The sequence below is a fragment of the Ruegeria sp. CH11 genome (assembly GCF_056537105.1).
This window is the reverse complement of sequence record NZ_JBQFQX010000011.1, coordinates 68603-94163: the sequence shown is the minus strand read 5'-3', so window position 1 is coordinate 94163 and position 25561 is coordinate 68603. Positions and strand designations below refer to the sequence as shown.

Here is a 25561-nt window from a genome sequence, read left to right as displayed (position 1 = left end):
GGTCCGACGACCGGGCTGCGTTTCCACCGGATGCGAAATGCCTCATGTCGCCGGAAATGATACGACCGGAGATCTCCATGCCTTGGCCCCGCAACCAAGCCATTTCCGACGACGACCGCGCACGTTGGGATGTGAAATACGCTGAAAGCGATGTCGCTGCCGGTATCGAGACCACCGAAGAGTTCGAGCCATTTTCGCAACGCAACGACATGTTTACACGTGCGTTCTGGGACGAGTCCGTGCGGACGAAACAAACGGATGATTTCTTTCAAAGCTACCGAATGAAAGCGAACTATCGCAAAGGGGACGGGTTTCGGCAAAAGGACTTCGCGTTGCGAAATGCCAGTTGGATCATTTCGGATATCGTCAGCAATCGCTCGGCCCGTGAAGGGCGTCGCGAGGGGTTTCAGGCCCCCATTGTGGCGGATACGCCGGTTGCTGAAACGCGTGTGGACATTGATGACCCCAATGCCATGGCGCACGAGATCAAGCGTATTGCCCAGTTCTTTGGGGCGGATCTAGCCGGGATAACCGATTTCGATGACCGATGGGTCTATTCCAGCCGCGTCGATACTCGCGACTTTTCCGAGACCGACAACACGCTGCCCGAAGGGTTGAACAGCGTTATCGTGCTGGGCCACAAGATGGACCAGGATCTGGTCGCAACCTACCCTTCGGCGCTGGCCGGGGCTGCGACCGGGCGCGAATACAGCCACGAGGCCGCAATCGTGATCCAGTTGGCCGCCTATATCCGAAACCTTGGCTATGAGGCCGTTCCGTCGATGAATGACACCGGGCTGGTCATTCCCTACGCAATCAAGGCCGGTTTGGGCGAGTACGCCCGCAACCAGATGGTCATCACGCCGGAATTCGGCCCCCGGTTACGGTTTTCAAAGGTCTTTACCAATCTGCCGTTGAGTCACGATCAACCCCACCCCTTGGGCGTCCGGGCTTTTTGCGACATCTGCACCGAATGTGCCGATGCCTGCCCGGCAAAGGCTCTGCCATATGGGCCACCCGAAGTGAGCGCACAAAACGATGCCTCTGCCATCAAAGGTGTGCGAAAGTGGACGTCTGACGCAAAATCCTGCTTTCAATATTGGGCAAAACTGCAAAGCGATTGTGCGATTTGCATGCGCGTCTGCCCGTTCAATCGTGACTTTGACAGATTGCAGGACCGGATCTGGCGCAAGCTTGCCCTCAGCCGTTGGCGCAAATTGGCCCTTTGGTGGGACAAACGCAGCGACCGAGCCAAGCGGTTGAAACCAAAAGACTGGTGGGATGCCAGGTCTTGAATGCGTGCTGCGAGCGAAAGTCTGACAGCCCGTCCGCTTTCACTTTCTTCTCATCGCGGTCCAAGGCTTAGGGCTCATTTACATAATATTTAAAAATTTTAAGCTTGAAATAAATCGAGGACTCCGGTACCGATTGATCAAGCCAAGTCGGCATCACAGCCCATTGCTGGTGGATCGGGACAAGAGCGTACGCAGCCTGAACAATAGGCAGGCAAGGCGCCATTGGCATTCTGCAAGCTGGCCAACCGCCAGGGCCGTAAAGGCGGCCAAACGAGGGTGCTCCGGGGATGAATTTGGAAGGCAAGCATATCGTTGTGACCGGTGGCGGCACCGGGGTTGGCGCTGAATCCGCCCGTACACTTGCGAATGCCGGGGCCGATGTCACGATACTGGGCCGTAACGCTGAGCCCCTGAAGGCGCAAGAGCTACCCTATCAAACCTGCGACGTGACCGATGCTGCGGCAGTACGGCTGGCATTCGACGCCGCACGCGACCAGCACGGACCCATTGTTGGCGTCATCGCCAATGCGGGTGCGGCGCAAACCGATCCATTTGCGCGCCTGACGCCCGAGGCGTTGCAGGCAATGTTGTCGGTCAATCTGATCGGTGTCGCCAATGTGTGGCAGGCCGCTTTGCCCGACATGAAGTCAGAGGGCTGGGGCCGGATGATCGCCATCGCGTCGACAGCGGGCCTCAAGGGATATGCCTATGCCTCTGCCTATTGCGCGGCCAAGCACGGCGTGATCGGCCTCACCCGGGCACTGGCCATCGAATTTGGCACCTCGGGGATCACCGTCAACGCAATTTGCCCGGGCTTTATCGAAACGCCGATGCTGGACCGATCGGTCGGCAATATCGTCGAAAAGACCGGCATGACGGTCGAACAAGCGCGTGAGTCTCTGCTGGCTGGAAACCCGCAAAGACGCTTTGTGCAAACCGACGAGGTCGCGGATACCGCGTTGTGGCTGTGCTCGGAATCTGCCCGCTCCGTAAACGGACATACTCTCACCCTGTCGGGAGGTGAAATTTGAGCACTGAAAAGAAAAAGGGGCCTGTTGCCGAGCCAATTTCGAAATCGCGCCTGCGATTGTGGCTGAGCCTGTTGAAGGCCAGCAGTCTGATCGAAGATGAAATCCGCAGTCGGTTGCGGGCCGAACTTGACTGGACGCTGCCGCGCTTTGACGTGATGTCAGCGCTGGCCCGCCGCCCCGAAGGCCTGAAGATGAGCGAGATATCGAAGATGCTGCGCGTATCCAACGGCAACGTCACCGGGATCGTTGATCGCCTTGTACAAGACGGGCTGGCATTGCGGTTGGCTCTGCCGACCGACCGCCGGGCCAACATGGTGCGGCTTACACCCAAGGGCGAAGAGGTTTTCGCCGAACACGCGGCAACGCATGAAGCCTGGATCGACGAAATCCTGGGCCGGCTGGATGCGGATGACATCGAGGGCATGACCGTGCGGCTCGACCATCTGGTGAAATTTCTGGAAAATCAGGACTGAAGAATGCGCACCGACGTCACTCATTTCAACTGCTCGGTCAGCGATGGCATCGCCGAGGTCTCTCTGTTACGCCCCGAGCGCAAGAACCCGTTGACCTTTGAAAGTTATGCCGAACTGCGCGACTGGTTTCGCGACCTGCACTATGACGACACGATCAAGGCGGTTGTCATTGCACCCAATGGCGGCAATTTCAGTTCGGGTGGTGATGTCCACGATATCATCGGCCCGCTGACAAAAATGAACATGAAAGAGCTGCTGACATTCACCCGGATGACTGGCGATCTGGTCAAGGCGATGGTGAATTGCGGAAAGCCGATCATCGCTGCGGTGGACGGGGTCTGCGCCGGGGCCGGTGCGATTATCGCCATGGCCTCGGATCTGCGCATCGCGACGCCCGAGGCCAAGACCGCTTTCCTGTTTAACCGGGTCGGGCTGGCAGGCTGCGATATGGGCGCCTGCGCAATCCTTCCGCGCATCATCGGTCAGGGTCGTGCGGCTGAACTGCTATATCTGGGCCGGTCGATGAGTGCCGGGGAAGGTCAGTCCTGGGGATATTTCAACCGCGTGGTGCCCGCAGACGAGTTGCTGACCAACGCGCACGATTTGGCCCGTCGCATCGCCGAGGGGCCGTCCTTTGCCAACATGATGACCAAGACGATGCTGGCGCAAGAATGGTCCATGTCCATCGAGCAGGCCATAGAAGCCGAAGCGCAGGCTCAGGCGATTTGCATGCAGGGGCAGGACTTTCACCGGGCCTATCGCGCCTTCGTCGCCAAAGAGCGGCCGGTTTTCGAGGGGGACTGACAATGCGCGTCCGGAACTGTTTGCAAAACGCGCACGGGGGTCGCGATGGCTGATCAGAGTTTTCTGAACTGGCCGTTCTTTGAGGATCGCCACCGCGCGCTGGCCAAAGCGCTTGACGACTGGGCGAGGGCCAACCTTCACGCCGTCGACCATTCGGACACGGATGTCGCCTGCCGTCAGCTTGTGACGATGCTGGGCGAATCCGGGTTTCTGACCCATTCCGCAAGTGAAGACGGGCAGTTGGATGTCCGCAGCTTGTGCCTGATCCGTGAAACGCTGGCCCGCTATGACGGATTGGCTGATTTTTCCTTTGCCATGCAAGGGCTGGGTACCGGCGCGATTTCGCTGTTCGGGGCGCCCGCGCAGAAATCGGAATGGCTGCCCAAAACCCGGTCCGGCCAAGCCATTGCTGCCTTTGCACTGACTGAGCCCCAATCGGGCTCGGACGTGGCCAACTCGACCATGTCAGCCGAAAGAGATGGCGACGCGTTTGTGCTGAATGGCGAAAAGACCTGGATTTCGAACGGCGGCATTGCGGATGTCTATTCGCTGTTTGCCCGTACCGGCGAAGCGCCCGGTGCCAAAGGGCTGAGCGCCTTCATTGTCACCCCGGACCAGCCGGGCTTTGAGATCGCAGAACGACTGGAAACAATCGCACCGCATCCACTGGCGCGGTTGCGGTTTAATGACGTCCGTGTCCCGGTATCATCGATGCTCGGCGCACCCGGCCAGGGCTTTAAGATCGCGATGTCGGTGCTGGATGTGTTCCGATCCACCGTGGCAGCCGCAGCCCTTGGCTTTGCCCGCCGCGCGCTGGACGAAGCCCTAACCCGCGTGACCTCGAGACATGTGCAGGGGTCACCGCTGTTTGATCTGCAAATGGTGCAAGGTCACATCGCCGACATGGCGCTGAATATCGACGCGGCGGCCCTGCTGGTCTATCGCGCCGCCTGGGCTAAGGATGCAGGTGCCCCGCGGGTCACACGCGAGGCAGCGATGGCCAAGCTGTTTGCCACCGATCAGGCGCAGCAAGTTATTGACAAGGCCGTTCAATTACATGGCGGCGACGGTGTGAAATCGGGTGAAGCCGTAGAGAGACTCTATCGCGAAATCAGAGCGTTGCGAATCTATGAGGGCGCATCGGATGTTCAACGCGTGATCATCGCCCGTCAGACTCTGGCGGAACAAGGGGGAAGCTGAAATCATGCTCAAACCATCTGCACATACCGACACATTTGCTCGCGACAACCTGCCTCCGATCGAAAGCTGGCCAGACCTGTTGTTGGAGGGGTTCGACTATCCAGACCAGTTGAATGCGGCGGAAGAGCTGACAGATGCGATGGTCGCTGCTGGCTTGGGCGACAACACTGCGTTGATCGGAAACGGGCGGCGGCGCACTTTTAAAGAGCTGACCGACTGGACCAACCGCTTGGCCCATGCGCTGGTCGACGATCTGGGTGTCCAGCCCGGCAACCGCGTGATGATCCGCTCGGCCAACAACCCCGCCATGGTGGCCTGCTGGCTGGCCGCAACAAAGGCGGGCGCGGTTGTCGTGAACACGATGCCGATGCTGCGGGCGGGTGAGTTGGCCAAATATGTCGAAAAGGCTGAAATCACGCACGCTCTGTGCGACACAAGGCTGATGGACGAGATGATCGCCTGTGCCAAGGACAGCGCGTTCCTCAAGACGGTGGTCGGCTTTGACGGCACGTCGAACCACGATGCCGAGCTTGACCGGCTGGCCTTGGAAAAGCCTGTTGCGTTTGATGCCGTCAAGACATCTCAGGACGATGTTGCCCTGATCGGGTTCACCTCGGGCTCGACCGGAGATCCCAAGGCGACGATGCATTTTCACCGCGACCTTCTGATCATCGCCGATGGGTATGCCGCCGAAATTCTGGGTGTGACGCCCAAAGATGTCTTTGTCGGTTCTCCGCCGCTGGCGTTTACGTTCGGCCTGGGAGGGTTGGCGGTCTTTCCGCTTCGATTTGGCGCGGCGGCCACGCTGCTCGAAAACGCCTCGCCGCCAAATATGGTTGAAATAATTGAGAAATATGGGGCAACAGTGTGTTTTACCGCCCCCACAGCATATCGCGCAATGTTGCGCGCTATGGACGAAGGTGCCGATTTGTCCTCGCTGCGCGCTGCGGTCTCGGCCGGTGAAACCCTGCCGGGACCTGTCTATGATGATTGGATGGAAAAGACCGGCAAGCCGATGCTGGATGGGATCGGCGCAACCGAGATGCTGCATATCTTCCTGACGAACCGGTTCGAGGATCACAAACCCGCCTGCACCGGCAAGCCCGTCACGGGCTATGAGGTAAAGGTCATCGGCCCGGATGGCAAAACACTGGCCCCGGGCGAAATCGGACGACTTGCTATACGCGGCCCGACCGGCTGCCGTTACTTACGCGGCGAACGCCAGGACGAATATGTCCAGAACGGCTGGAACATCTCGGGCGACGCTTTCTCGATGGACGAAGAGGGTTATTTCCATTTCGCCGCGCGCAACGACGATATGATCGTGTCGTCGGGCTACAACATCGCCGGCCCCGAGGTCGAGGCCGCGCTGTTGGCACATGCCGCAGTCGCAGAATGCGCCGTTATCGGTGTGCCCGACGATGAGCGCGGGTCAATCGTGCAGGCGCATGTTGTTCTGTCGTCAGGCTACGTGCCCGACGAGGCCTTGATTGATGAGTTGAAGGACCACGTAAAGGCGTCGATCTCTCCTTACAAATACCCCCGTTCGATCATCTTCACCAAAGCGCTGCCAAAAACCGAAAGCGGCAAGATCCAGCGCTTTAGACTGAAAGAAACACGATGAGTACCGAAGCCTACAACCCCGAAGCCGAGGGGGCGCAAATGGGCTTTGCCGAGGCTATGTCTTATGGCGACTACCTGCATTTGGACAATCTTCTGGCCCAGCAGCACCCTCTGAGCGGCGCGCATGATGAGTTGCTGTTCATCATCCAACATCAGACAAGTGAGCTTTGGATGAAGCTGGCAATCCATGAACTGGCCGCCGCACGCACTGCTTTATGCTCGGGCGATACGTCTGGAATGTTCAAGATGCTGGCCCGTGTCAGCCGGATTTTCGAGCAGTTGAACAATGCCTGGGACGTGTTGCGCACGATGACGCCCGCAGATTACACCAGATTTCGCGAAGTATTGGGCCCGTCTTCGGGGTTTCAGTCCTATCAGTATCGGATGATCGAATACGTGCTGGGCAACCGAAACCCCAACATGCTGAAACCGCACGCTCATCTGCCCGAAGTGCATCAGATGCTGCTAGACGAGCTTGCGCGCCCCAGCTTTTACGACGAGGTGGTGCGGTTGCTGTTCCGCGCGGTCGACGGGCACGAAAACAATGTCCCGGCGCCGCAACTGGATGCGCCTCATACCGCGCTCGCCGAGATTCAGAAGCGGTGGAAAGTCGTTTACGAGAACATTGACGACTATTGGACATTGTACCAGCTTGCCGAAAAGATGGTCGATCTCGAGGACTATTTCCGCCGCTGGCGCTTTAATCATGTAACCACCGTAGAACGGGTAATCGGGTTCAAGCGCGGCACCGGCGGCACATCCGGTGTGCAATATCTGCGCCGGATGCTGAGCGTTGAACTTTTCCCTGAACTCTGGAACCTGCGCGGAGAGCTTTGAACCATGTCGCTACCCAAGAAACACCTGTTCGACATCCCCGATGACGTGATCTATCTGGATGGCAATTCGCTGGGTCCCCTACCCCGCGGAGCGGTGGAACGGGCAGCCGAAGTGATGACCCAGGAATGGGGCGTCAGTCTGATCCGCGCCTGGAACACCGCCGACTGGATGTCATTGCCCAAACGCGTTGGCGACCAAATAGCCGGTTTCATCGGTGCACCCGAGGGATCAGTCGCAACCGGCGACACCCTGTCGATCAAGGTCTATCAGGCGCTGGCGGCTGCATTGAAAATGCGCCCTGATCGCAAGGTGATCCTGTCGGATAACGGTAATTTTCCAACCGACCTCTATATGGCGCAGGGTCTGATCAGCACGATCGACAAAGGGTACGAACTGCGCACCCCGCCTCCAGAGAGTCTGACCGATCATATCTCGGATGAGGTTGCCGTGATCATGCTGACTCAGATCGACTACCGCACAGGCAAGATGCACGACATGGCCGATATCACACGTCGCGCGCATGAGGTCGGGGCGGTGATGATCTGGGATCTCGCCCACAGTGCGGGTGCCGTGCCCGTGGACATGACCGGCTGCAACGCCGAGTTTGCGGTCGGTTGTACGTACAAGTATTTCAACGGTGGCCCGGGCGCACCGGCATTCATCTACGCTCGCCCCGACATCGCAACAGACATTCAACCGGCGCTGTCCGGTTGGTTGGGTCACGAGGCGCCTTTCGCAATGGACCTGGACTATCGCCCCGCCATGAGCACCGAGCGCCTGCGTGTCGGCACCCCCTCGATCATTCAGCTTTCCATTCTGGAACATGCAATGAAAGCCTGGGATGGCGTGACCATGGAAGAGATCCGGGCTGCGTCAATCGAACTGTCCGAAACCTTCATTGCCGAGGTCGAGGCCCGCTGCCCACAGCTTACGCTGGCCTCACCGCGGGATTCGGATCAGCGCGGCTCACAGGTCTCGTTCGCGTTTGAAAACGGTTATCCGGCGATGCAGGCGGTGATTGATCGCGGTGTTATCGGCGACTTTCGCGCGCCCAATATTATGCGCTTTGGCTTCACGCCGCTCTATCTGGACAAAAACGACGTTATCCGGGCCAGCGAGATAATCGAGGATGTTCTGAACACAGAAAGCTGGCGCGAGCCGAAGTATCAGGTCAGATCGCGCGTCACCTAAATCGCGAGGAAGAGAAAGCTTGGCATACCTGTTTACCCCGATCGATGGCCATTCAGGAACCGCCCGCAAAGCGGCCGAATGGACCGAGCCGCGCCTATCGTATTCCAAGCTCCACCCGCTCGACAGGGGCTACGGCCCGCCGCCGAAACTCGGTGCGGCCGAGGGCGAGGAAAAGGCGCAAACGGTAAAGGCAATCTGAGGATTCATGCATTTTACGCTGCACCAAAAAGTCCTGTTCAAACACTGCGACCCGGCGGGGATCGTCTTTTATCCGCGTTATTTCGAAATGATCAACGACGCCGTTGAATCCATGTTCAGCGAACTTCTGGAATGGCCCTTTGAAAGCATGCACCCGGACAGGGGTATGCCAACCGTTGCGTTCAACGTAACGTTCACGGCACCTAGCAGGCACGGTGATCATCTGGACCTGAATATCACCATCAATCGGATCGGAGGATCCAGCATGACTTTGCAGACTGTCGCGACGAGCCGTGAAGAAACCCGCTTTGTCGCGGATCAGACACTGGTCTGCGTCAATGCGGCGGGTCGACCATCGCGATGGCCCGAGGCCGTGCGCAACAAAATAGTCAGTATCTTGGAGGAAACCGCGTGACAGGCCAAACTATTCAGCCCGAGGGATGGGCGCCCGCGCTTGGTTACGCCAACGGGATGCTGATGGCAGATGGCACCCTTCATATTGGCGGGCAGATCGGGTGGAACAAGGATAAGGTCTTTGAAAAACACGATTTTATCGGCCAGATGGAACAAGCCCTTAACAACATTGCCGCAATCGTGCGGGCTGCCGGTGGTGATGTCACGGATATTGGCCGGTTGACCTGGTTCGTGAAGGACAAAGAAGAATACATCGCCAAACAACGTGAGGTTGGCCAGGCATACCGGCGCGTTTTTGGCAAGCACTTCCCGGCCATGTCGATGCTGATCATCAAGGATCTTGTCGAGGATGAAGCCCTGATCGAAATCGAAGCCACCGCCTTTATCGCGCCGGGCTAAGACCTTCGGCGCGGTTGCGTGCGGTATTGTGCGTCCGCCGATCCAGCGCGCCTGTCTTTCGGAAATAGCGGCTCAGAGAGGTCGATTGTGCCGACCAGGGGCAGCTTTACGTTGCAGGTCCAGCATGCGCTGCCGGTTCTTTTCGACCTCTCGAAATGCCTGTATCGCGCCACTTTCATATTGCTTTGCCCAGGCTTTCTTGTTCGGAGCGCCGTACCAAGCCGCGGCCTGATGGGTGAAATACGGGTTCCACAAATGCGGACGGCCGATAGCCACAAGATCTGCCCGGCGTGTATGCAGGATTGTGTTGACCTGCGCAGGTTCGGTGATCGCGCCCACGGCCATCGTGGCGATTTTGAGTACATTGCGCACAGCCTCGGCCAGATGGGTCTGGAACATACGCCCATAAATCGGCTCTTGATCCGGAATGGTCTGGCCAGCGGATACGTCAATCAGATCGCAGCCCGCATCGCGGAACGCCTCGGCGATGCCGATCAGGTCCGCTTCGGTCAGGCCACCCTCTTTCCAGTCGGTGCCGGAAACGCGGACAGCCATCGGGCGATCGACAGGCCACGCGGCGCGCATCGCCCGGAACACGTCCAGCGGGAAACGCAGCCGGTTTTCGAGTCTGCCGCCGTAATCGTCACTCCGCTGGTTGGTAAGCGGCGACAGGAACGATGCCAGTAGGTACCCGTGGGCGCAATGCAGCTCGATCATGTCGAATCCGGCGCGCGCGGCGCGTTTGGTGGCCTGCACGAAATCGCCCTTGATCCTGTCCATTCCTGAGCGGTCCAGTTGCAGCGGAACCTGGCTGACACCATCAAACCAGGGGATCGGAGACGCCGAGACCACTGGCCAATTCGCATCCGCATCCGCGATGGGGTGGTCCATCTTCTCCCAACCCAGTTGAGTCGACCCCTTGCGGCCCGCGTGACCGATCTGCATTGCGACCTTCGCCGCCGAGGTCGCATGGATCATGTCCACGATCTCTTTCCACCCGGCCTCCTGCTCGTCATTCCAAAGGCCCGGGCATCCTTCGGTAATGCGAGCATCCGCCGAAGGGCAGGTCATTTCGGTATAGATCATGCCGGCACCGCCATGAGCGTGGCCGACATAGTGCACCTTGTGCCAATCATTGGGCACACCGTCGCCGTCACAGCTGTATTGTGCCATTGGCGACATCACCACGCGGTTCATCAATTCCATCTCGCGCAGCCTGAATGTCGCGAACATCGGGGTTGGGCGGGATTTGGTCAGATCCTCGCCGGTTTCGCGCAGATGGCGCCCGTACCATTCGTCATCGGCCTTGCGAACGAATTCAGCATCGCGAACGATCAGGTTGTCATAGGTTATCGACTTGGCACGGCACATTACGACCATGGCGAACTGATACGGGTCCATGTCCCATGAGCGGTTCATATGTTCAAACCAGGCCAGCGAAACATCGGCATTGTGCTGAATGATCTGGCAGGGCACGCGGCGGGCCTCGTCGTAGGCTTTGAACGCCGCCTGCACGTCGGCCTCTCCATGCTCCAGCAGGGCGTCCGCCAGCGCGATGGCGCATTCCATCGCCAGTTTGGTGCCGGACCCGATGGAGAAATGCGCACTGGCTTTGGCATCGCCAAGAATGACGATGTTATCGACATGCCAGTTTTCACAGAAAACGCGCGGAAAATTGCGCCAGTTCGAGCGGTTCAGCAGAAGTGGGTGGCCCTGAAGCTCTTGGGCAAAAAACTCCTCAAGTTTCGCCTTCGACCCCTCTTCATCAAACTCTTCGAACCCGTGGCCCTGCCAGGTGGCTTCGTCCATCTCGAACACCCAGGTCGAGTGATCCTGCTCGTACTGATAGCAATGCGCCACCATATGGCCGTGCGCGGTCTCGCGGAAGAAATAGTTGAACTCTTTCATCGGGCGGGTCGACCCCATCCAGCAGAACCGGTTCGACTTCCAGGTGGTCGAGGGTTGGAACCCCTCTTTGTGGTACGCGCGGATGGCCGAATTGATGCCGTCACACGCGACGATAACATCGGAGTCTGAAAAGCGCGTCTTAAGGTCCTCGGGCCTGATCTCGACGCCAAACTCCATTCTGACGCCCAATTCCAGGCATCGATCTTGCAGGATCGTCAGCAATGTCTGGCGTGAGGTGCCGCAGAACCCGTTGCCCGCACAGCGCATCTCACGCCCCTTGAAGTGGATTGCAACGTCATCCCAATAGGCAAACTCGTCCTTGATCCGGTCAAAGACAGGTTTGTCGCGGCTCAGGAACTCGTCCAGCGTTTCGTCCGAAAACACCACGCCAAATCCAAAGGTGTCATCAGCCCGATTACGTTCGAACACCTCAACCTGCCAGTCCGGTCGCGCCTTCTTGGTCAACAGAGCCGTATAAAGCCCACCCGGGCCACCCCCGACTACGGTGATTTTCATATGCTTCCCTCCGGGTGCGCACGTGCAATATATGTGCATTAGCACATAATATGAAATTGTTTAAGCTTAAAGTTTCTGCTAGCGTTAAGTTCGGCAGACAAGTTGAGGCCATTGGATTTCACCATGAAGATCGAAGATCTAGATCCGCCGGAATACCATCTGACGATGCTAAATGGTCAGATACGCGAGATGATGAACGCGGTTCTGCGCCCGCATGGTTTGAAGCTGGTTGAATGGCGCATGATGCAATGCCTCGCGGATCAGGGTGACTTATCGGTTTGCGATCTGGCCTCTCTTGCGGTGATCGAGCGCACCGCAACCAGTCGCATGATCGATCGCTTGGTCGACAGAGGGTTTGTTTCCAAGACGCAGATGGAAGATGACCGGCGGTATGCTCGCGTGTCGTTGCGCGCAGCTGGGCGAGACAAACTGAATGCCTGCAACACAGATGTTGACACAACGCGCGCGCAGCTATTTGACGGGCTCAGCCAGGCCCAAATCAGCGATTTACTGACCGCGCTGAAACGGCTGCAGCGGAATTCGGCCGGAATCGCACAGGACCTCAGCCGTGCGCCTCGCCGCAACGTGATGACTGGTCGCTAAGCAAAAGACCCGAACCCATCGTCGGCTCGGCGCTGGATCACAAGAAGGTGGATCGTTTTTTCGGCGCTGTTCTGCAAGGATGTAGACAACTCCGTTTTCGCACTCGAAAGCCGCCGATATGCACCGTTTGGCGGGAAATGAATGGATCAAAAGCGCTGAGCGTGGTAGGTCGCAATACCGCCCACAAAAAGCGACGGGCCAGCTTTGTTGGCAGCATTGTCATACAGTTGTTGTGAAACGCCAACAAAAGTCTCGTCGACCAAAAAAACTGAAAGGTACCCTATGTCTTTTTCCAGCAGCTCTTCCATTTCGCGCCGCAAGTTCCTTGCCACGACGACCGCCAGTGCTGCGGCCATCACTCTGCACCCCTTCTCGGTTGCTGCGGCCAACAATCAGGCACATTTGCGGATCATGGAAACCACAGATATCCATGTCCACGTCTTCCCGTATGACTACTATGCGGACAAACCCCGCGACACCGTGGGCCTGTCGCGCACGGCTTCGATCATCAACGACATCCGGTCAGAGGCGACAAACTCGCTGCTGGTCGACAATGGCGACTTTCTGCAGGGCAACCCGATGGGCGACTATATCGCCTATGAACGCGGAATGAAGGACGGCGACAGCCACCCGATCATCAACGCGTTCAACACCGTTGGCTACGACGCTGCCACGCTGGGCAACCACGAATTCAACTATGGCCTAGAGTTTCTGGACAAAGCACTGGCTGGCGCGGACTTCCCGGTCGTGCTTGCAAATGTGGTCAAGGAAAAGGGCGCGAGCCCGCGCGATGACACACCGCTGGTCAAGCCCTATGCCATCCTTGATCGCGAAATCGAAATGGGTGACGGCACAAAACATCCGATCAAAGTCGGGGTCATCGGCTTTACGCCGCCGCAAATCATGAACTGGGATCGCCGACATCTTGAGGGCAACGTTCAGACCCGTGACATCGTCGAGACGGCACAAGCCTATGTGCCCGAGATGAAAGAACAGGGATGCGATCTGATCATCGCATTGTCACATTCGGGGATTGGTGGCGCCGACCACGAAGATGGTATGGAAAACGCTTCGGTCGTTCTGGCTGGTGTCGATGGCATCGACGCACTGGTCACCGGCCACAATCACCTTGTCTTCCCCTCACCGACATTTGCAGATCGTCCGGGGATTGATGTGGAAAAAGGCACCCTGATGGGCAAACCTGCGGTCATGGGCGGCTTCTGGGGGTCGCACCTTGGCCTGCTGGACCTGCTGCTGGAACGCGACGGTAATGAATGGCGCGTCGTGACCACCACTTCCGAGGCGCGGCCGATTTCCAAGCGTAACGAGGACCGCTCGATTACCGCTCTGGTCGGCGATGATCAAAAGGTACTCGACTCGGTCGCGAAAGATCATGACGAAACGCTGGCCTATGTCCGACGCGCGGTTGGCAAGACGTCTGCCCCGCTTCACAGCTATTTCGCTTTGGTCGCGGATGACCCGTCTGTGCAGATCGTGTCAATCGCACAGAAATGGTACGTCGAAGAGATGCTTAAAGGCACTGAGCACGAAGCGCTGCCGATCCTGTCCGCCGCTGCGCCCTTTAAGGCAGGTGGCCGGGGTGGCCCGGAATACTATACCGATGTTCCGGTGGGTGACGTTGCCATCAAGAACGTGGCCGATCTGTACCTCTATCCGAATACCGTGCGCGCGGTCCGCGTGAACGGGGCGCAGGTGCGGGGCTGGCTGGAACGGTCGGCAGGTATGTTCAATCAGGTCGAGGCCGGTGCCGAGGACGCTATTCTGCTGAACCCAGACTTCCCGTCCTACAATTTCGATGTGATGGACGGCGTGACCTATCAGATCGACCTGTCCCAGCCGTCGCGCTTTGGACCAAAGGGCGAAGAAATCAACTCCGATGCGGCGCGGATCGTGAACCTTGCCTTCAACGGCGAGCCGGTTACCGATGACATGGAGTTCATCATCGCCACCAACAATTACCGCGCATCGGGCGGCGGCTCTTTCCCCGGCGCTCTGGGTGACACGATCGTATTCGAAGCGCCGGATACCAACCGCGACGTCATCGTGCGCTATATCGTCGAGCAGGGCACAATCGATCCGAAAGCGGACGCCAACTGGTCGTTTGCGCCGCTTGAGAACACCACCGTATTGTTCGAAACCGGCCCGAAAGCCCGGGACTACATGAACGACGTCAAAGGTGTCGCAATCGAGGATGCCGGAGAAGGCGCCGATGGCTTCGCGGCGTTCCGCATCAAGCTTTGATCCGGTCAATCTGTTTGGCGGGCGGTTCGCCCGTCAACATTGCCTAGATGTGGCGGGCCAACGATATGTTGGCCCGCTCGGTACTTGCGTCAGGCGCGATTTGCGAAAGTCGGTTCTTTCATCGCGGTGCCATAACTGCGGAACAGTTCGAGCGTCGCATTATAGCTTTCCATTACCTTCGCGAAATCCGGGTTGGCTGCCGCGTTTTCGGCCATTACCTCGGCCACGGCGGCTTTGAGCGCTGCGTTGATCTCGTCCGAGAAACTGCCGAACATCACGCCTTCTTCCGCAAGATTCTTGAACGCAACGGCGTTGAAATAATCGAACTGTGCGGATGTCTCTGCATACGAAGCCTCAGCCGCGTTTGCGATGACAGCTTGCAGGTGGGCAGGAAGCTCTTCATAGGCTTCTTTGTTGACTATAATCTCAAGGATTGCCGATGGCTCGTGGAAGGCGGGCAGGTAGCAGTAGTTCGCCACCTTCTGCAGACCAAACGCCTGATCAAGAAGCGGGCCGACCCATTCGGTGGCGTCGATTGCACCGGATTGGAACGACGGGAAAATCTCTTGCGGCGGCAACAGCACGGCGTTGACGCCAAGCTTGCGCATCGCCTCGCCACCAAGCCCCGCGATCCGCATGTTCAGGCCCGAGAAATCCTCGACGCTTTCAATCGGGCTGCGGAACCAACCCGCCGCCTGAATACCCGAGTTCCCGCTTGCGAACGGTTTCAGGTTTTGCTTGCCATAAATCTCGTCCCAGATCTCTTGCCCGCCGCCATAGCGCAGCCAGCCGAGGGTCTCGATCGCAGTCATTCCGTAGGGGATGGCCGAGAAGAAATGGTAGGCCGAGTTTTTGCTGGCATTGTAATAGGGCGTGGAATGGCCAATTGGTGCGGTGCCCTGCGATACGGCGTCTTCCACGCCAAAGGGCGGTACCAGTTCGCCGCCGGAAAAGACCTTGAGTGTCAGTTGGCCGTCGGACATCGCATTCACGCGATCGGCGAAGGTTGTCACGTTGGTGCCAATCCCCGGCGCGCGGGACGGAAACGAGGTGGGCAGGTTCCACTCGATCTTTCCCTGCGCAATCGCCGGAGCGGCCAGTGCGGTCGCCGGTGCGCCCATAATCCCGGCTTTGAGTAGGTCACGTCTTTTCATTCGAAAAATCCTCCTGTTGTGTTTGCGTTTCTTTCTATCTGAACACTTCCGGCAAAGCCGTCGCAAGGGCCGGAAACGTCGCGACCAGCGCGATTGCGCAAAGTTGCAGCAACACGAAAGGTGCAATCGCGCGGTAGATGTCGGTTGTGGTGATGTCTGACGGGGCTACGGATCGGAAATAGAACAGCGCGAAACCGAAAGGGGGCGTCAGGAACGAGGTTTGCAGGTTCATCGCGACAAGCACCGCAAACCAGACCGGATCGATTTCCGTTGCCAGAATGACCGGCCCCACAATGGGAATAACGATGTAGATGATCTCGATGAATTCAAGCACGAAACCAAGAACAAAGATCACGATCATGGTGACCAAAAGCATGCCATATGCGCCTCCGGGCACGGCACCAAGAACGTTGGCAACAATTTCGTCGCCCTCAAACCCACGAAACACCAGCGACAGAATGCTCGAGGCGATCACGATCCCGAAAACCATGCCCGACATCAGGGCGGTTTCCTTCAGCGCCCGGCCCAGCACCGATACGCGCAACAAAGTGACTGCTGCCCAAAGAAGGCCGAGAACAAGGATCGCAAGCGCCACGACCGTCAGCACCGTCCCGGGTGTGAAACTGAGCGTGCCCGAGGAAAAATCGACCCGCAATAGCCCAAGGGCGCTTGCCGGGACCAGAGCGACAGCATAGGCCCCAAGCATGAAGCTGACCCGCGCGGCTTTGGCCGAGGTCTGAGCCGCAGCGATCAAAAGTGCCCCCGCAGCACCAACTGCAGCAGCTTCGGTCGGGGTTGCCACACCGGCCAGGATGGATCCCAGGACCGATACGATCAGTGTCAATGTAGGAAGAAGATCAACCCAGAGCGATCCGCTGGCAGATTGTTCTAGCTCGACCACCGGGATCGCCGCGCCTGATCGTCCAAGGCGAAAGACTGCGTAGATCCCATAAAGCGCCACAAGAAGAAGCCCAGGAACCAGCGCCCCTGCAAACAGGTCAGCAACAGTCACCGGTTCGGGTGCAAAATTGCCGGCGTTCAGCTGCGCCTCGAGATAGGCGTTGGAAATCTGATCGCCAAGCAGAACCAGAACGATCGATGGCGGGATGATCTGACCCAGCGACCCGCTGGCGCAAATCAGCCCGCTTGCGGTGTGTTTGTCGATGCCCGCCCGCAGCAGCGTCGGCAGGCTGATCGTTCCCAGCATGACGATTGTTGCGCCGATGATCCCGGTCGATGCCGCAATCAGCGCGCTAACGGACAGAACCGCCAACGCCAAACCGGATCTGCGGCGCCCAAAAAGACCGTTGATGGATGTCAGCATCCGTTCGGCCTGCCCCGACTGATCAAGCAAAATGCCCATCAACACGAACAACGGGACCGCCAGAAAAAGCCGGTTCTCCATGATACCAAAGACGCGCTGCGGAATGGCCTGCATCAGAACCAGGTCAAATTCTCCGAAAGCTGCCGCGACAAAGGCGACAAGGGTTGGCACGCCCGCGATCACGAACATGACCGGCAAACCGCTTATGATCCCTGTCATCAGGGTCAGAAAGAGGACGAGCAGCCAGATGGCCTCAATTGTCATTGCCGACCTTTCCCCCAAAAACTGTCACCAGAGCAACAAGGATCACGAGTATGCACATCACGATCACCGTGCCTTTGACAAGGAAAAGACCACCAAGCCCACCGGTTTCGCGGGACCCTTCTAGGATGGCGAATGAGGCAACGACAATCGGCCAGGCGTTGACCAGAAGAAGGCCGAATACAGGCAGAACAAGAAACAAAGTACCCACACGCTCGATCACTCTGACCGCGCGCTTGCCAAGCCGGTTGCTGAACACATCGACCCGCACATGACGGCCGTTCCAATAGGCAAACGGCACCGCAAAAACGACGAGAATGGCGAAGGCGTAAGTCACCAGGTCCTGAAGCTCGAGAAACCCCACACCCATGACATAGCGCAGAACGACTATGACGATCTGGCCCGCGAATACCACGCCGACGCATGCCAGACAAACCGCAAGAACGACTCCCATCGAATGCCGCGAAGCGGCCTCTAATGTCTTGATGATGCTGTGCATTTACTCCTGCCTCTGCGCTATCGCGTCCGATGCCAACACCTGGGTCGCGATCCCGTCAGGCCTTGATGGTTGACCACAGAATGCTTGTCAATGTGCCAGCGATCACATTGATAATTTGGTCGTGTTGCGCCCTCCGTCGGAAACCGACGCTTCTGATTTCACAATGGGACTGAATTCCGATTTCATCTCATGCCAGGTCAATATTCAGCCAGCGTGGCGGCCCGTCCTGCAGCGTTTCAGGGCCTTGAAATTTGGAATAACTTCTAACATTATTTGTATAATAGCGCACATATGACGGAGAAAGCTGAGTGAATTCACGCAAAAAGAGCTATCGTGACGTTAAAACGGAGATCCTTGCTCGAATTCGCGACAAAACGTGGGCACCGGGTGTTGCCGTCCCCGGAGAGGCCGATTTAGCCATCGAGTTTGGATGCGCCCGCGCGACCGTAAACCGGGCGATGCGCGAGCTTGCCGAGGATGGGTATCTACAGCGAAAGCGCAAGGCAGGCACCCGGGTCAATCCAAACCCGATCCGCAACGCCAAATTCGCCATCCCCCTTATTCGCACCGAGATCGAAGAGACCGGAGCAGAATATCGCTATAGTCTTGTCAAGCGCGAGGTTTTGCCCGCGCCCGAGTGGCTGCGCGCCCGATTGGGTCTTGAAGAAGAGGCCCGTGTTTTGCACCTGCGCTGCATGCATTATGCCGGCGGCAAGCCCTTTCAGTTCGAAGATCGATGGATCAATATCAAAGCCGTGCCCGAGGTTGAGGATGCCGATTTTCAAAGCTGTGGACCCAACGAATGGTTGGTCAAGACAATCCCCTACACCGATGTTGAAATCCGTTTCTATGCAAGCGCGGCGGATGTCTCTTTGGCAGAGTTGCTGATGGTCAAAGACGGAGAAGCCATCTTTGTCGCCGAACGGACCACATGGCTTGACGGGGAACCTGTCACTTTTGCCCGAATGAGTTTCGGGCGCGGTTATTCGATGACGGCGCGGCTATAGGTCGGTCTGAAACTACGTCATCTGTGTCGCTAAGAACCCTGCGAAGATGCAGCGCGAAACGCCTCATAGTCGCGCGCCATCGCGTCCACCGCCAGATCGAAAAGACGCTGCCCGTCGTTCTTGTTCGCCAATGCCGAATGAGAGCCTACGCGGCCATCCGGAAACATCTCGCGATGCTCATCGGGCGGGCCGTGACGGTCGCCTGCATGAGAAAGGATGAATGCGCGCGAAAGCTTCTCGGGCGGGTTTTCGGCACCGCCGTGGACAATCCCAAGCCGCGCCTGCGTAATCGCGACTTCGGACGGTGTCGCATGCATACCCTCCCAATCGCCATAAAGCGCAGTTCGCAAGGCGTTGACCTCGGGGTATTCCCACCAACTGCGCACGCGAAACGACAGCGCGCCCATGTTCCGAATTACGTCTTGCAGCGGCTCGAGGTTCGCACCGTGGCCGTTCAAAACATAGAACCGTCGAAACCCGTGCCGAGCAAGCGCTGACACAACCTGCTGAAACAACTCCGAAAAAAGCGATGCACTTACCGACACTGTGCCGGGGAAGCTCATGTTGAAGGGTGCAGGCGTATAGGGCATTTCGGGCGCGACGATCGCTGCGACCCGCTCGGCCGCTGCAAAGGCGATCTCGCGGGCGCAAATGGTGTCGGTCCCGATCAAACCGATCGGCCCGTGCTGCTCGGTCGACCCAATTGGCAGGATAATTGCGTCGCTGTCAGCCAGATAGTCTTCCACCTCGGTCCAGCGCATCGTTTCCAGTTTCATCGTTGGTTTCGCCTCACCTGCCAAACTCTACCGCAAACCCGTTCGGGCCTGTGCGTCTTGCGCAGCCTATGCGATCCGCGAGTGCCGCAGAAACTCTAATTCGCGCGGCCCACAGACCTTGCTTTGCCCTTTCAAGCACATCGCTGCACGCAAGGCGACTGCGCCGCCGCCTGAACCAGCGAGGTTTGCGGTCAACGCCGCCTGCTCAGACTGGTGCGCGCCATGAGAAAGCATTAAAAGTATGCACATAAAGATATTTTCCTGATTTGGAGATCCGAATGACCTGGAAGCCCTTCCTCAACGAAACCGTCAAGCGCATCGGCGCGTTTCAAAAGCATTCCCCGGATGTTTTTGAGGGTTTCAACAAGATGTCAGCAGCTGCCAAGACCAACGGTGCGCTTTCGGAAAAGACCAAAGAACTGATCGCCCTTGGTATTGCGATTTCAACCCGCTGCGACAGCTGCATCGGGTTCCACACCAAGTCTCTGGTACGCCTGGGCACCACCCGAGAAGAGTTCATCGAGGCGTTGACAATGATCAGCTATATGGGCGGCGGTCCAGCGATTGCGTACAGCGGAAAAGCGTTGGAAGCCTACGATGAGTTTACTGGCGATAGCGCCTGATCTGGCTAAGCCGAAAATCGTGACGGCCGACGGGCTGTCACCTTTGTTTAACGTGCCCAGCCCTTAGCTTGCGGCCTCATTCGAGCCCATCTTGCGTTCCAACCAGCGCACGAAGGCGCTGATGATCAGGACCAGAACCAGATATTCCAAGATCAGCAGCGAATAAATCTCAAGCGGACGATACTCGGTAACCACCAGCTCGTTTGCCCGCCTGGTCAGTTCCTGCATGCCGATGACAGAGGCAAAGGCCGACATCTTGACGATGTAGATGAACTGGTTGGCAAGGGGCGGCAGAATGCGGCGGATCGCTTGCGGCAGGATCACATAACGCATGGTCTGCATATAGTTCAGACCGACGGTTTGCGCCGCCTCGGACTGGCCGCGAGGGATCGATTGAATCCCCGAACGATAGATTTCGGCCGTGAAAGCGCTGTCGGAAATCACCAGAGTGATGATCGCCCCCCAGAACGGATCGATTGACACGTTGAAGCCGACGATAGACGCCAGAACGACCGGAAGCCCATAGAACACCCAGAATAGAAGCGGCAACAAGGGAACGGCGCGGACAAATTCGATATACACGCGCGACGGCATGCGAATGAGGCGATTGCTGCTCATCCCCGGTAAGGCGACGATCAGCCCCAGGATCATCGAAAGCACCGCCGCTATGATCGACATCTGGATCGTCGCGCCCATCCCGCTAACCAGAAACTTGATATTGGTCCAGCCCGCCGGATTGGTCGGATCGATCACATACCAGCCCCAGGTTCCAGGGGCGGAATTGCATCCCGACAACACCAGCAGAAGCCCGAAGACTGAGAGCAGTCTGAGTTTCATTTCGTCACTCCTAATGCTGCAGGATCTGGTCCAGGAACTGCCTGCACCGTTCCGATTTTGGTGATGTGAAGAAGTCCTCGGGCTTTCCCTCTTCGACAATTTCGCCATGGTCCATAAAGACCATCCGATCTGCCGCCTTGCGCGCGAAACCCATTTCATGGGTGACGCAGATCATGGTCATGCCATCCTCGGCCAGACCAACCATCACGTCGAGAACCTCGTTGATCATCTCGGGATCAAGCGCCGAGGTCGGTTCATCAAACAGCATGATCTTTGGTTGCATGCACAAGGACCTGGCAATCGCCACACGCTGTTGCTGGCCTCCGGACAATTGCGCCGGTCGTTTATGCGCCTGTTCCGGTATGCGCACGCGTTCGAGATAGGACATCGCTATCTCTTCGGCCTCTTTCTTGGACTTCTTGAGGGCCACGGTCGGACCAAGCATAAGATTCTGCAAAATGGTCAGATGCGGAAAAAGATTGAATTGCTGAAAAACCATGCCAACTTCAGACCGAATGCGCCCGATCGAGTCGGTGTCATCACCAAGCTCGATACCATGCACCTTGATGGTGCCGGACCCATGGGTTTCCAGGTGATTGATACACCGGATGAATGTTGATTTTCCCGAACCGGAGGGGCCGCATACAACGATCTTTTCGCCTTCGGCAACGCTGATTGAAATGTCCTTTAGAACATGGAAGTCGCCGTACCACTTGTTCAGGCCTTCGACTTCGATTGCAACGGCGGCGCTGCCGGACATCTGCATCCCCCTTAACTTCTCGCTATTGCCATTTTGTATGCACATTATGTTTACACGCGCAAGAAAAAAGGCCATGGTAATCTATCAATCAGTCAACAATGCCGCGATCAACAACAAGGAGTGTAGTATGAAAAAACTTATCAAAAATGGGCTGGCAGCAACTTTCATGGCCCTTGTTGGGTCATCGGTCGCGGCCCAGGATGCAGGGCAATCGGCGCTGATTGAAATTCTGGAAACCGGCACGCTCAAGGTCGGGACCACGGGTGACTGGAACCCGATGTCACTCAGAAACCCGGCCACGAACACATTCGAAGGCTACGATATCGACGTGATGAAACAACTTGCCGCCGATCTCGACGTCGAGCTTGAACTGGTGCCCACCGACTGGAAAACGCTTGTAAACGGGGTTGTGGCCGGCAACTACCACCTTACGGGCTCGGCATCGATCAGCCCGGCGCGGATGAAGGCAGCTGGTTTCTCAGAAAGCTATATCGGCGTTGAAATCCTTCCGTTCACCACAGCGGACAAGATCGACCGTTTCGACGGCTGGGATTCAATCAACAAGCCCGAAGTGGCCGTTGCCGCCACCCTGGGGACAACGTTCGAACGGCAGGTCAAAGCCTGGTTCCCAGATGCAGATATCAAGATTGTCGAGGCCCCGGCTCTTGGCCATCAAGAGGTCCTTTCGGGCCGTGCAGATGTCTTTGTAACCTCGAACATCGAAGGTTCGACCCTGATCGCGAAATTCCCGAATGTACGCCAGATCCCTGTCGAGGCACCACGCGCCAAGACACCAATCGCGATGATCGTGCCACAGCGTGATCAGGTCTGGATCAACTATGTGAACAACTGGATCAAACTGAAAAAGTCGCAGGGGTTCTTTGACGAAGTCGCCGCCCGTTGGGGCCTGAACTAAAGCGCCAAATTCAGGCGCGCGCTCCGCGCGCCTGTCCGCCTACCTGGCTGGCTGCGCCACCATTATTGTAAAGTCGCCCAGTCGCAATCCTCAGTTATTCGAGCCAACGCAACCCGTCGCCGCTGCCGGCGCACATGTCGCCGAGCCGTGAAACTCGTAACTCGGCGCGCCGCGCGATTTTGGTTTTTAACTCGGTCAATTTGACCTATTTTTCTGATCGATCGAGAACTGACAAATGACCGGCAACAAATACATGGCCAAAGATTCCCACAGACAGACAAAGGTAACTTCAAGCCATTGGGGGGCGTTTGAGGTGGATGTCGAAGGCGACCGAATTGTCGCCACGCGGCCTTTTGCTCATGACCCTTCGCCAACAGGCATTCCCAACGTTCTTCCAGAGGCGGTGCATCACCGGACACGGGTTACGCGCCCGGCAATCCGGCTTGGCTGGCTGGAACAGCGCAGCCGTAACGGGCGAGGCCGAGACGACTTTGTCGAACTTCCCTGGGACGAAGCGCTGGATATCGCAGCGAATGAGATTGACCGCGTGCGCCAGACCCATGGCAATCAGGCGATTTTCGGCGGGTCCTACGGTTGGGGTTCCGCAGGCCGTTTTCATCACGCCCAAAGCCAGGTCCATCGCTTTCTCAACGCCGCAGGCGGCTATGTTGCGTCCTTTGGCAGCTACTCGACGGGGTGCGCCCAATCGATCATGCCACATGTGTTCGGAGTGAATTTCCTGACGCTCAACTACGAACATCAGGACAGCTGGCAAACCATCTACGATCACACAGAAACACTTGTGATGTTCGGCGGGATCAACCCCAAGAACTCTCAAGTCAGCATGGGCGGCATAACCCAGCACGAAACCGCGAACTGGTTTGACAGATTTCTGGCGAAAGGCATGCGCTGTATCAATGTCGCGCCGCAACGAACCGATTCACCTGACGGGTGTCAGTGGCTTCCGACGCGTCCTGCGTCGGATACGGCGCTTATGCTGGCCCTCGCCTATGTGCTGGAACTCAAAGGCCTGACCGACCGGGATTTTCTGGGCCGTTACACCACCGGTTTTGACCGCTTTCTCCCCTATCTTTTGGGGGACAGCGACGGACGGCCAAAATCGCCGGAATGGGCCGCGCCGCTATGCGGTGTCTCGTCCGAAGAGATACACAGGCTTGCGAACCGCATGGCGACGACCCGCACGCTCATCACCGTGTCATGGTCTTTGCAGCGCGGAGAACATGGCGAACAGCCTTTTTGGATGTCGGCTGTTTTGGCCGCTATGCTGGGGCAGATCGGCTTGCCCGGGGGCGGTGTCGGTTATGGCTACGGCGCGGTTGGCGGGGTCGGAAAGTCCTTCACAAGCCTTAGCGGCATGACCTTGCCTCAACTGACCAATCCGGTGAAGAAAGTGATCCCCGTCGCGCGAATTGGCGACATGCTGCGCAATCCCGGGCATCTCTATGACTTCAACGGCAAGCGCGAACCCTATCCGGATATCCGGCTTGTCTACTGGGCTGGTGGGAATCCCTATCATCATCATCAGGATCTGAACGCGCTGCACGAAGCCTGGCAGTATCCCGAGACTATCATTGTGAACGAACCGTGGTGGACGGCGACCACCAAACGCGCCGACATCGTCTTTCCCGCCACCACCCCGTATGAGCGCGAGGATATCGGGCGTACAAGTCTGGATGACTATCTGTTTCACATGCCGCAACTGGTGCCACCGCAGGGCGAGGCCCGGGACGACTACTCGATCTTTGAGGGGCTGGCCGAACGGATGGGCATTGCTCAGACTTTCTCGGAAGGTCGCAGCGCCGGGGAATGGATCGAACACCTCTATCTCGGCTACCAGAACACGGCCGCTGCCAAGGGCATCGAGGTACCCGATCTGGACTCGCTCAGACGCAAGAATTGGGTACGCCTGCCGATCCGGGCCGAAGGGCCCAACCGCACGTTGTTTGCCCCTTTCCGCGAGGACCCCGATCAATCGCCCCTGCCAACGCCTTCGGGCAGGATCGAGATCTTTTCGGACACAATCGACGGGTTTGGCTATGACGATTGTCCGGGCCATCCGGTGTGGCTGCCGCCATCGGAATGGCTGGGAACCGCCACCCGATCTACACCCTTGCACCTTGTGTCGCCACAACCCGGCGACAAGCTACACAGCCAGTTCGAATGCGCTCTGGCCGATGCTGACGGCGCGCGACCCGAGACAATCGTTATTCATCCAGACGATGCCCGCGAGCGCGGCATCAAAAGCGGTGATCTGGTTCGGGTTCACAACGCGCGCGGGGCTTGTCGCGCAAAAGCGCTGGTTTCCGAAGGTATCGTTGCTGGAGTCGTCGCGCTTCCCACCGGGACCTGGTACGGCGATCCGGGCGAAAATATCGATCCGCACGGCAACCCCAACGTGCTGACCAAGGATGTTGGTACCTCACGCCTTGGACAGGGATGCAGTGCGCATACGGCGCTGGTTCAAGTTACCCGGATTGACCCGGCCCGCTGACGCGTTGTCACACGGGGTTGGCTGCGAAGTTACACTGAAAATACTGTCGCGCTTTTGATGCCAATTTTGGGTGGTCGACCGCTGTGCAGAGCAGGTAGAACTACAGTCGTGCGTCGGGTGTTGACTGGCCAACGGGTC

The 25561-nt window shown here is 57.8% G+C and carries 25 protein-coding genes; 17 read left to right on the top strand and 8 right to left on the bottom strand.

The window, feature by feature from the left end; all coding sequences use genetic code 11:
- The first annotated feature begins 77 nt into the window (after positions 1-77).
- From ACR0LX_RS16355 to ACR0LX_RS16305, 11 genes are all read left to right on the top strand, one after another.
- Complete coding sequence (locus tag ACR0LX_RS16355) at positions 78-1295, top strand: 4Fe-4S double cluster binding domain-containing protein (RefSeq protein WP_480784627.1); 1218 nt, start codon at positions 78-80, stop codon at positions 1293-1295.
- A gap of 287 nt (positions 1296-1582) precedes the next feature.
- Complete coding sequence (locus ACR0LX_RS16350; RefSeq protein ID WP_480784626.1) at positions 1583-2326, top strand: SDR family NAD(P)-dependent oxidoreductase; 744 nt, start codon at positions 1583-1585, stop codon at positions 2324-2326.
- Positions 2323-2799, top strand: a complete 477-nt coding sequence (locus tag ACR0LX_RS16345; RefSeq protein WP_480784625.1) for a MarR family winged helix-turn-helix transcriptional regulator — start codon at positions 2323-2325, stop codon at positions 2797-2799. The genes ACR0LX_RS16350 and ACR0LX_RS16345 overlap by 4 nt, the downstream gene beginning before the upstream one ends.
- 3 nt (positions 2800-2802) lie before the next feature.
- Entirely contained in the window at positions 2803-3603 is an 801-nt protein-coding gene (locus ACR0LX_RS16340) for an enoyl-CoA hydratase family protein (RefSeq protein WP_480784624.1), read from the top strand.
- A gap of 45 nt (positions 3604-3648) precedes the next feature.
- Entirely contained in the window at positions 3649-4803 is a 1155-nt protein-coding gene (locus tag ACR0LX_RS16335; RefSeq protein WP_480784623.1) for an acyl-CoA dehydrogenase family protein, read from the top strand.
- A gap of 4 nt (positions 4804-4807) precedes the next feature.
- A complete protein-coding gene (locus tag ACR0LX_RS16330) occupies positions 4808-6427 on the top strand; it encodes an AMP-binding protein (protein WP_480784622.1) in 1620 nt (539 codons plus the stop codon).
- Positions 6424-7263 carry a tryptophan 2,3-dioxygenase gene (locus ACR0LX_RS16325; protein ID WP_480784621.1) on the top strand — a complete coding sequence of 280 codons (840 nt, stop codon included), beginning with the start codon at positions 6424-6426 and terminating at the stop codon, positions 7261-7263. Before ACR0LX_RS16330 ends, ACR0LX_RS16325 begins: the two co-directional genes overlap by 4 nt.
- Positions 7264-7266: 3 nt before the next feature.
- A complete protein-coding gene (kynU, locus tag ACR0LX_RS16320) occupies positions 7267-8454 on the top strand; it encodes a kynureninase (protein ID WP_480784620.1) in 1188 nt (395 codons plus the stop codon).
- Positions 8455-8473: 19 nt separating this feature from the next.
- Positions 8474-8653 (top strand): hypothetical protein, encoded by a 180-nt coding sequence (locus ACR0LX_RS16315; RefSeq protein ID WP_480784619.1) that lies wholly within the window; start codon positions 8474-8476, stop codon positions 8651-8653.
- Positions 8654-8659: 6 nt separating this feature from the next.
- Positions 8660-9067, top strand: a complete 408-nt coding sequence (locus ACR0LX_RS16310) for an acyl-CoA thioesterase (RefSeq protein ID WP_480784618.1) — start codon at positions 8660-8662, stop codon at positions 9065-9067.
- On the top strand, positions 9064-9465 hold the full coding sequence (locus ACR0LX_RS16305) for a RidA family protein (RefSeq protein WP_480784617.1): 402 nt from the start codon (positions 9064-9066) through the stop codon (positions 9463-9465). The genes ACR0LX_RS16310 and ACR0LX_RS16305 overlap by 4 nt, the downstream gene beginning before the upstream one ends.
- Positions 9466-9537: 72 nt before the next feature.
- Here the strand turns inward: ACR0LX_RS16305 and ACR0LX_RS16300 are convergent, their stop codons facing one another.
- Positions 9538-11889, bottom strand: coding sequence for an oxidoreductase (locus tag ACR0LX_RS16300; RefSeq protein WP_480784616.1), 2352 nt, complete (start codon positions 11887-11889; stop codon positions 9538-9540).
- Positions 11890-12012: 123 nt separating this feature from the next.
- Between ACR0LX_RS16300 and ACR0LX_RS16295 the strand changes: the two genes are divergently transcribed.
- On the top strand, positions 12013-12492 hold the full coding sequence (locus ACR0LX_RS16295) for a MarR family winged helix-turn-helix transcriptional regulator (protein WP_480784615.1): 480 nt from the start codon (positions 12013-12015) through the stop codon (positions 12490-12492).
- 146 nt (positions 12493-12638) lie between these two features.
- On the opposite strand, the gene ACR0LX_RS16290 is transcribed toward ACR0LX_RS16295, so the two are convergent.
- Complete coding sequence (locus ACR0LX_RS16290) at positions 12639-12848, bottom strand: hypothetical protein (protein WP_480784666.1); 210 nt, start codon at positions 12846-12848, stop codon at positions 12639-12641.
- On the opposite strand from ACR0LX_RS16290, the gene ACR0LX_RS16285 reads away from it, so the two are divergent.
- A complete protein-coding gene (locus ACR0LX_RS16285; protein ID WP_480784614.1) occupies positions 12775-14754 on the top strand; it encodes a bifunctional 2',3'-cyclic-nucleotide 2'-phosphodiesterase/3'-nucleotidase in 1980 nt (659 codons plus the stop codon). The genes ACR0LX_RS16290 and ACR0LX_RS16285 overlap by 74 nt on opposite strands.
- 89 nt (positions 14755-14843) lie before the next feature.
- Here the strand turns inward: ACR0LX_RS16285 and ACR0LX_RS16280 are convergent, their stop codons facing one another.
- From ACR0LX_RS16280 to ACR0LX_RS16270, 3 genes are read right to left on the bottom strand one after another with little or no spacing between them, the layout of a single operon-like run.
- Complete coding sequence (locus ACR0LX_RS16280) at positions 14844-15908, bottom strand: TRAP transporter substrate-binding protein (protein WP_480784613.1); 1065 nt, start codon at positions 15906-15908, stop codon at positions 14844-14846.
- 34 nt (positions 15909-15942) lie between these two features.
- A complete protein-coding gene (locus tag ACR0LX_RS16275; RefSeq protein WP_480784612.1) occupies positions 15943-17496 on the bottom strand; it encodes a TRAP transporter large permease in 1554 nt (517 codons plus the stop codon).
- The gene (locus ACR0LX_RS16270; RefSeq protein WP_480784611.1) at positions 17486-17992 is read right to left on the bottom strand and encodes a TRAP transporter small permease subunit; all 507 of its coding nucleotides are present in this window, start codon (positions 17990-17992) and stop codon (positions 17486-17488) included. The genes ACR0LX_RS16275 and ACR0LX_RS16270 overlap by 11 nt, the downstream gene beginning before the upstream one ends.
- 308 nt (positions 17993-18300) lie before the next feature.
- Between ACR0LX_RS16270 and ACR0LX_RS16265 the strand changes: the two genes are divergently transcribed.
- Complete coding sequence (locus ACR0LX_RS16265) at positions 18301-18999, top strand: GntR family transcriptional regulator (RefSeq protein WP_480784610.1); 699 nt, start codon at positions 18301-18303, stop codon at positions 18997-18999.
- A gap of 29 nt (positions 19000-19028) precedes the next feature.
- Here the strand turns inward: ACR0LX_RS16265 and ACR0LX_RS16260 are convergent, their stop codons facing one another.
- A complete protein-coding gene (locus ACR0LX_RS16260) occupies positions 19029-19775 on the bottom strand; it encodes a creatininase family protein (RefSeq protein WP_480784609.1) in 747 nt (248 codons plus the stop codon).
- Positions 19776-20053: 278 nt separating this feature from the next.
- Here ACR0LX_RS16260 and ACR0LX_RS16255 point away from each other — a divergent pair, with 278 nt between their 5' ends.
- On the top strand, positions 20054-20398 hold the full coding sequence (locus tag ACR0LX_RS16255) for a carboxymuconolactone decarboxylase family protein (protein WP_480784608.1): 345 nt from the start codon (positions 20054-20056) through the stop codon (positions 20396-20398).
- 63 nt (positions 20399-20461) lie between these two features.
- Here the strand turns inward: ACR0LX_RS16255 and ACR0LX_RS16250 are convergent, their stop codons facing one another.
- Together ACR0LX_RS16250 and ACR0LX_RS16245 are read right to left on the bottom strand one after the other, a co-directional pair.
- A complete protein-coding gene (locus tag ACR0LX_RS16250) occupies positions 20462-21235 on the bottom strand; it encodes an amino acid ABC transporter permease (RefSeq protein WP_480784607.1) in 774 nt (257 codons plus the stop codon).
- Between the two features lie 10 nt (positions 21236-21245).
- A complete protein-coding gene (locus ACR0LX_RS16245) occupies positions 21246-21995 on the bottom strand; it encodes an amino acid ABC transporter ATP-binding protein (RefSeq protein WP_480576042.1) in 750 nt (249 codons plus the stop codon).
- Between the two features lie 127 nt (positions 21996-22122).
- Between ACR0LX_RS16245 and ACR0LX_RS16240 the strand changes: the two genes are divergently transcribed.
- Together ACR0LX_RS16240 and ACR0LX_RS16235 are read left to right on the top strand one after the other, a co-directional pair.
- The gene (locus ACR0LX_RS16240; RefSeq protein WP_480784606.1) at positions 22123-22911 is read left to right on the top strand and encodes a transporter substrate-binding domain-containing protein; all 789 of its coding nucleotides are present in this window, start codon (positions 22123-22125) and stop codon (positions 22909-22911) included.
- Between the two features lie 253 nt (positions 22912-23164).
- Complete coding sequence (locus ACR0LX_RS16235; protein ID WP_480784605.1) at positions 23165-25423, top strand: molybdopterin-dependent oxidoreductase; 2259 nt, start codon at positions 23165-23167, stop codon at positions 25421-25423.
- Positions 25424-25561 lie beyond the last annotated feature (138 nt).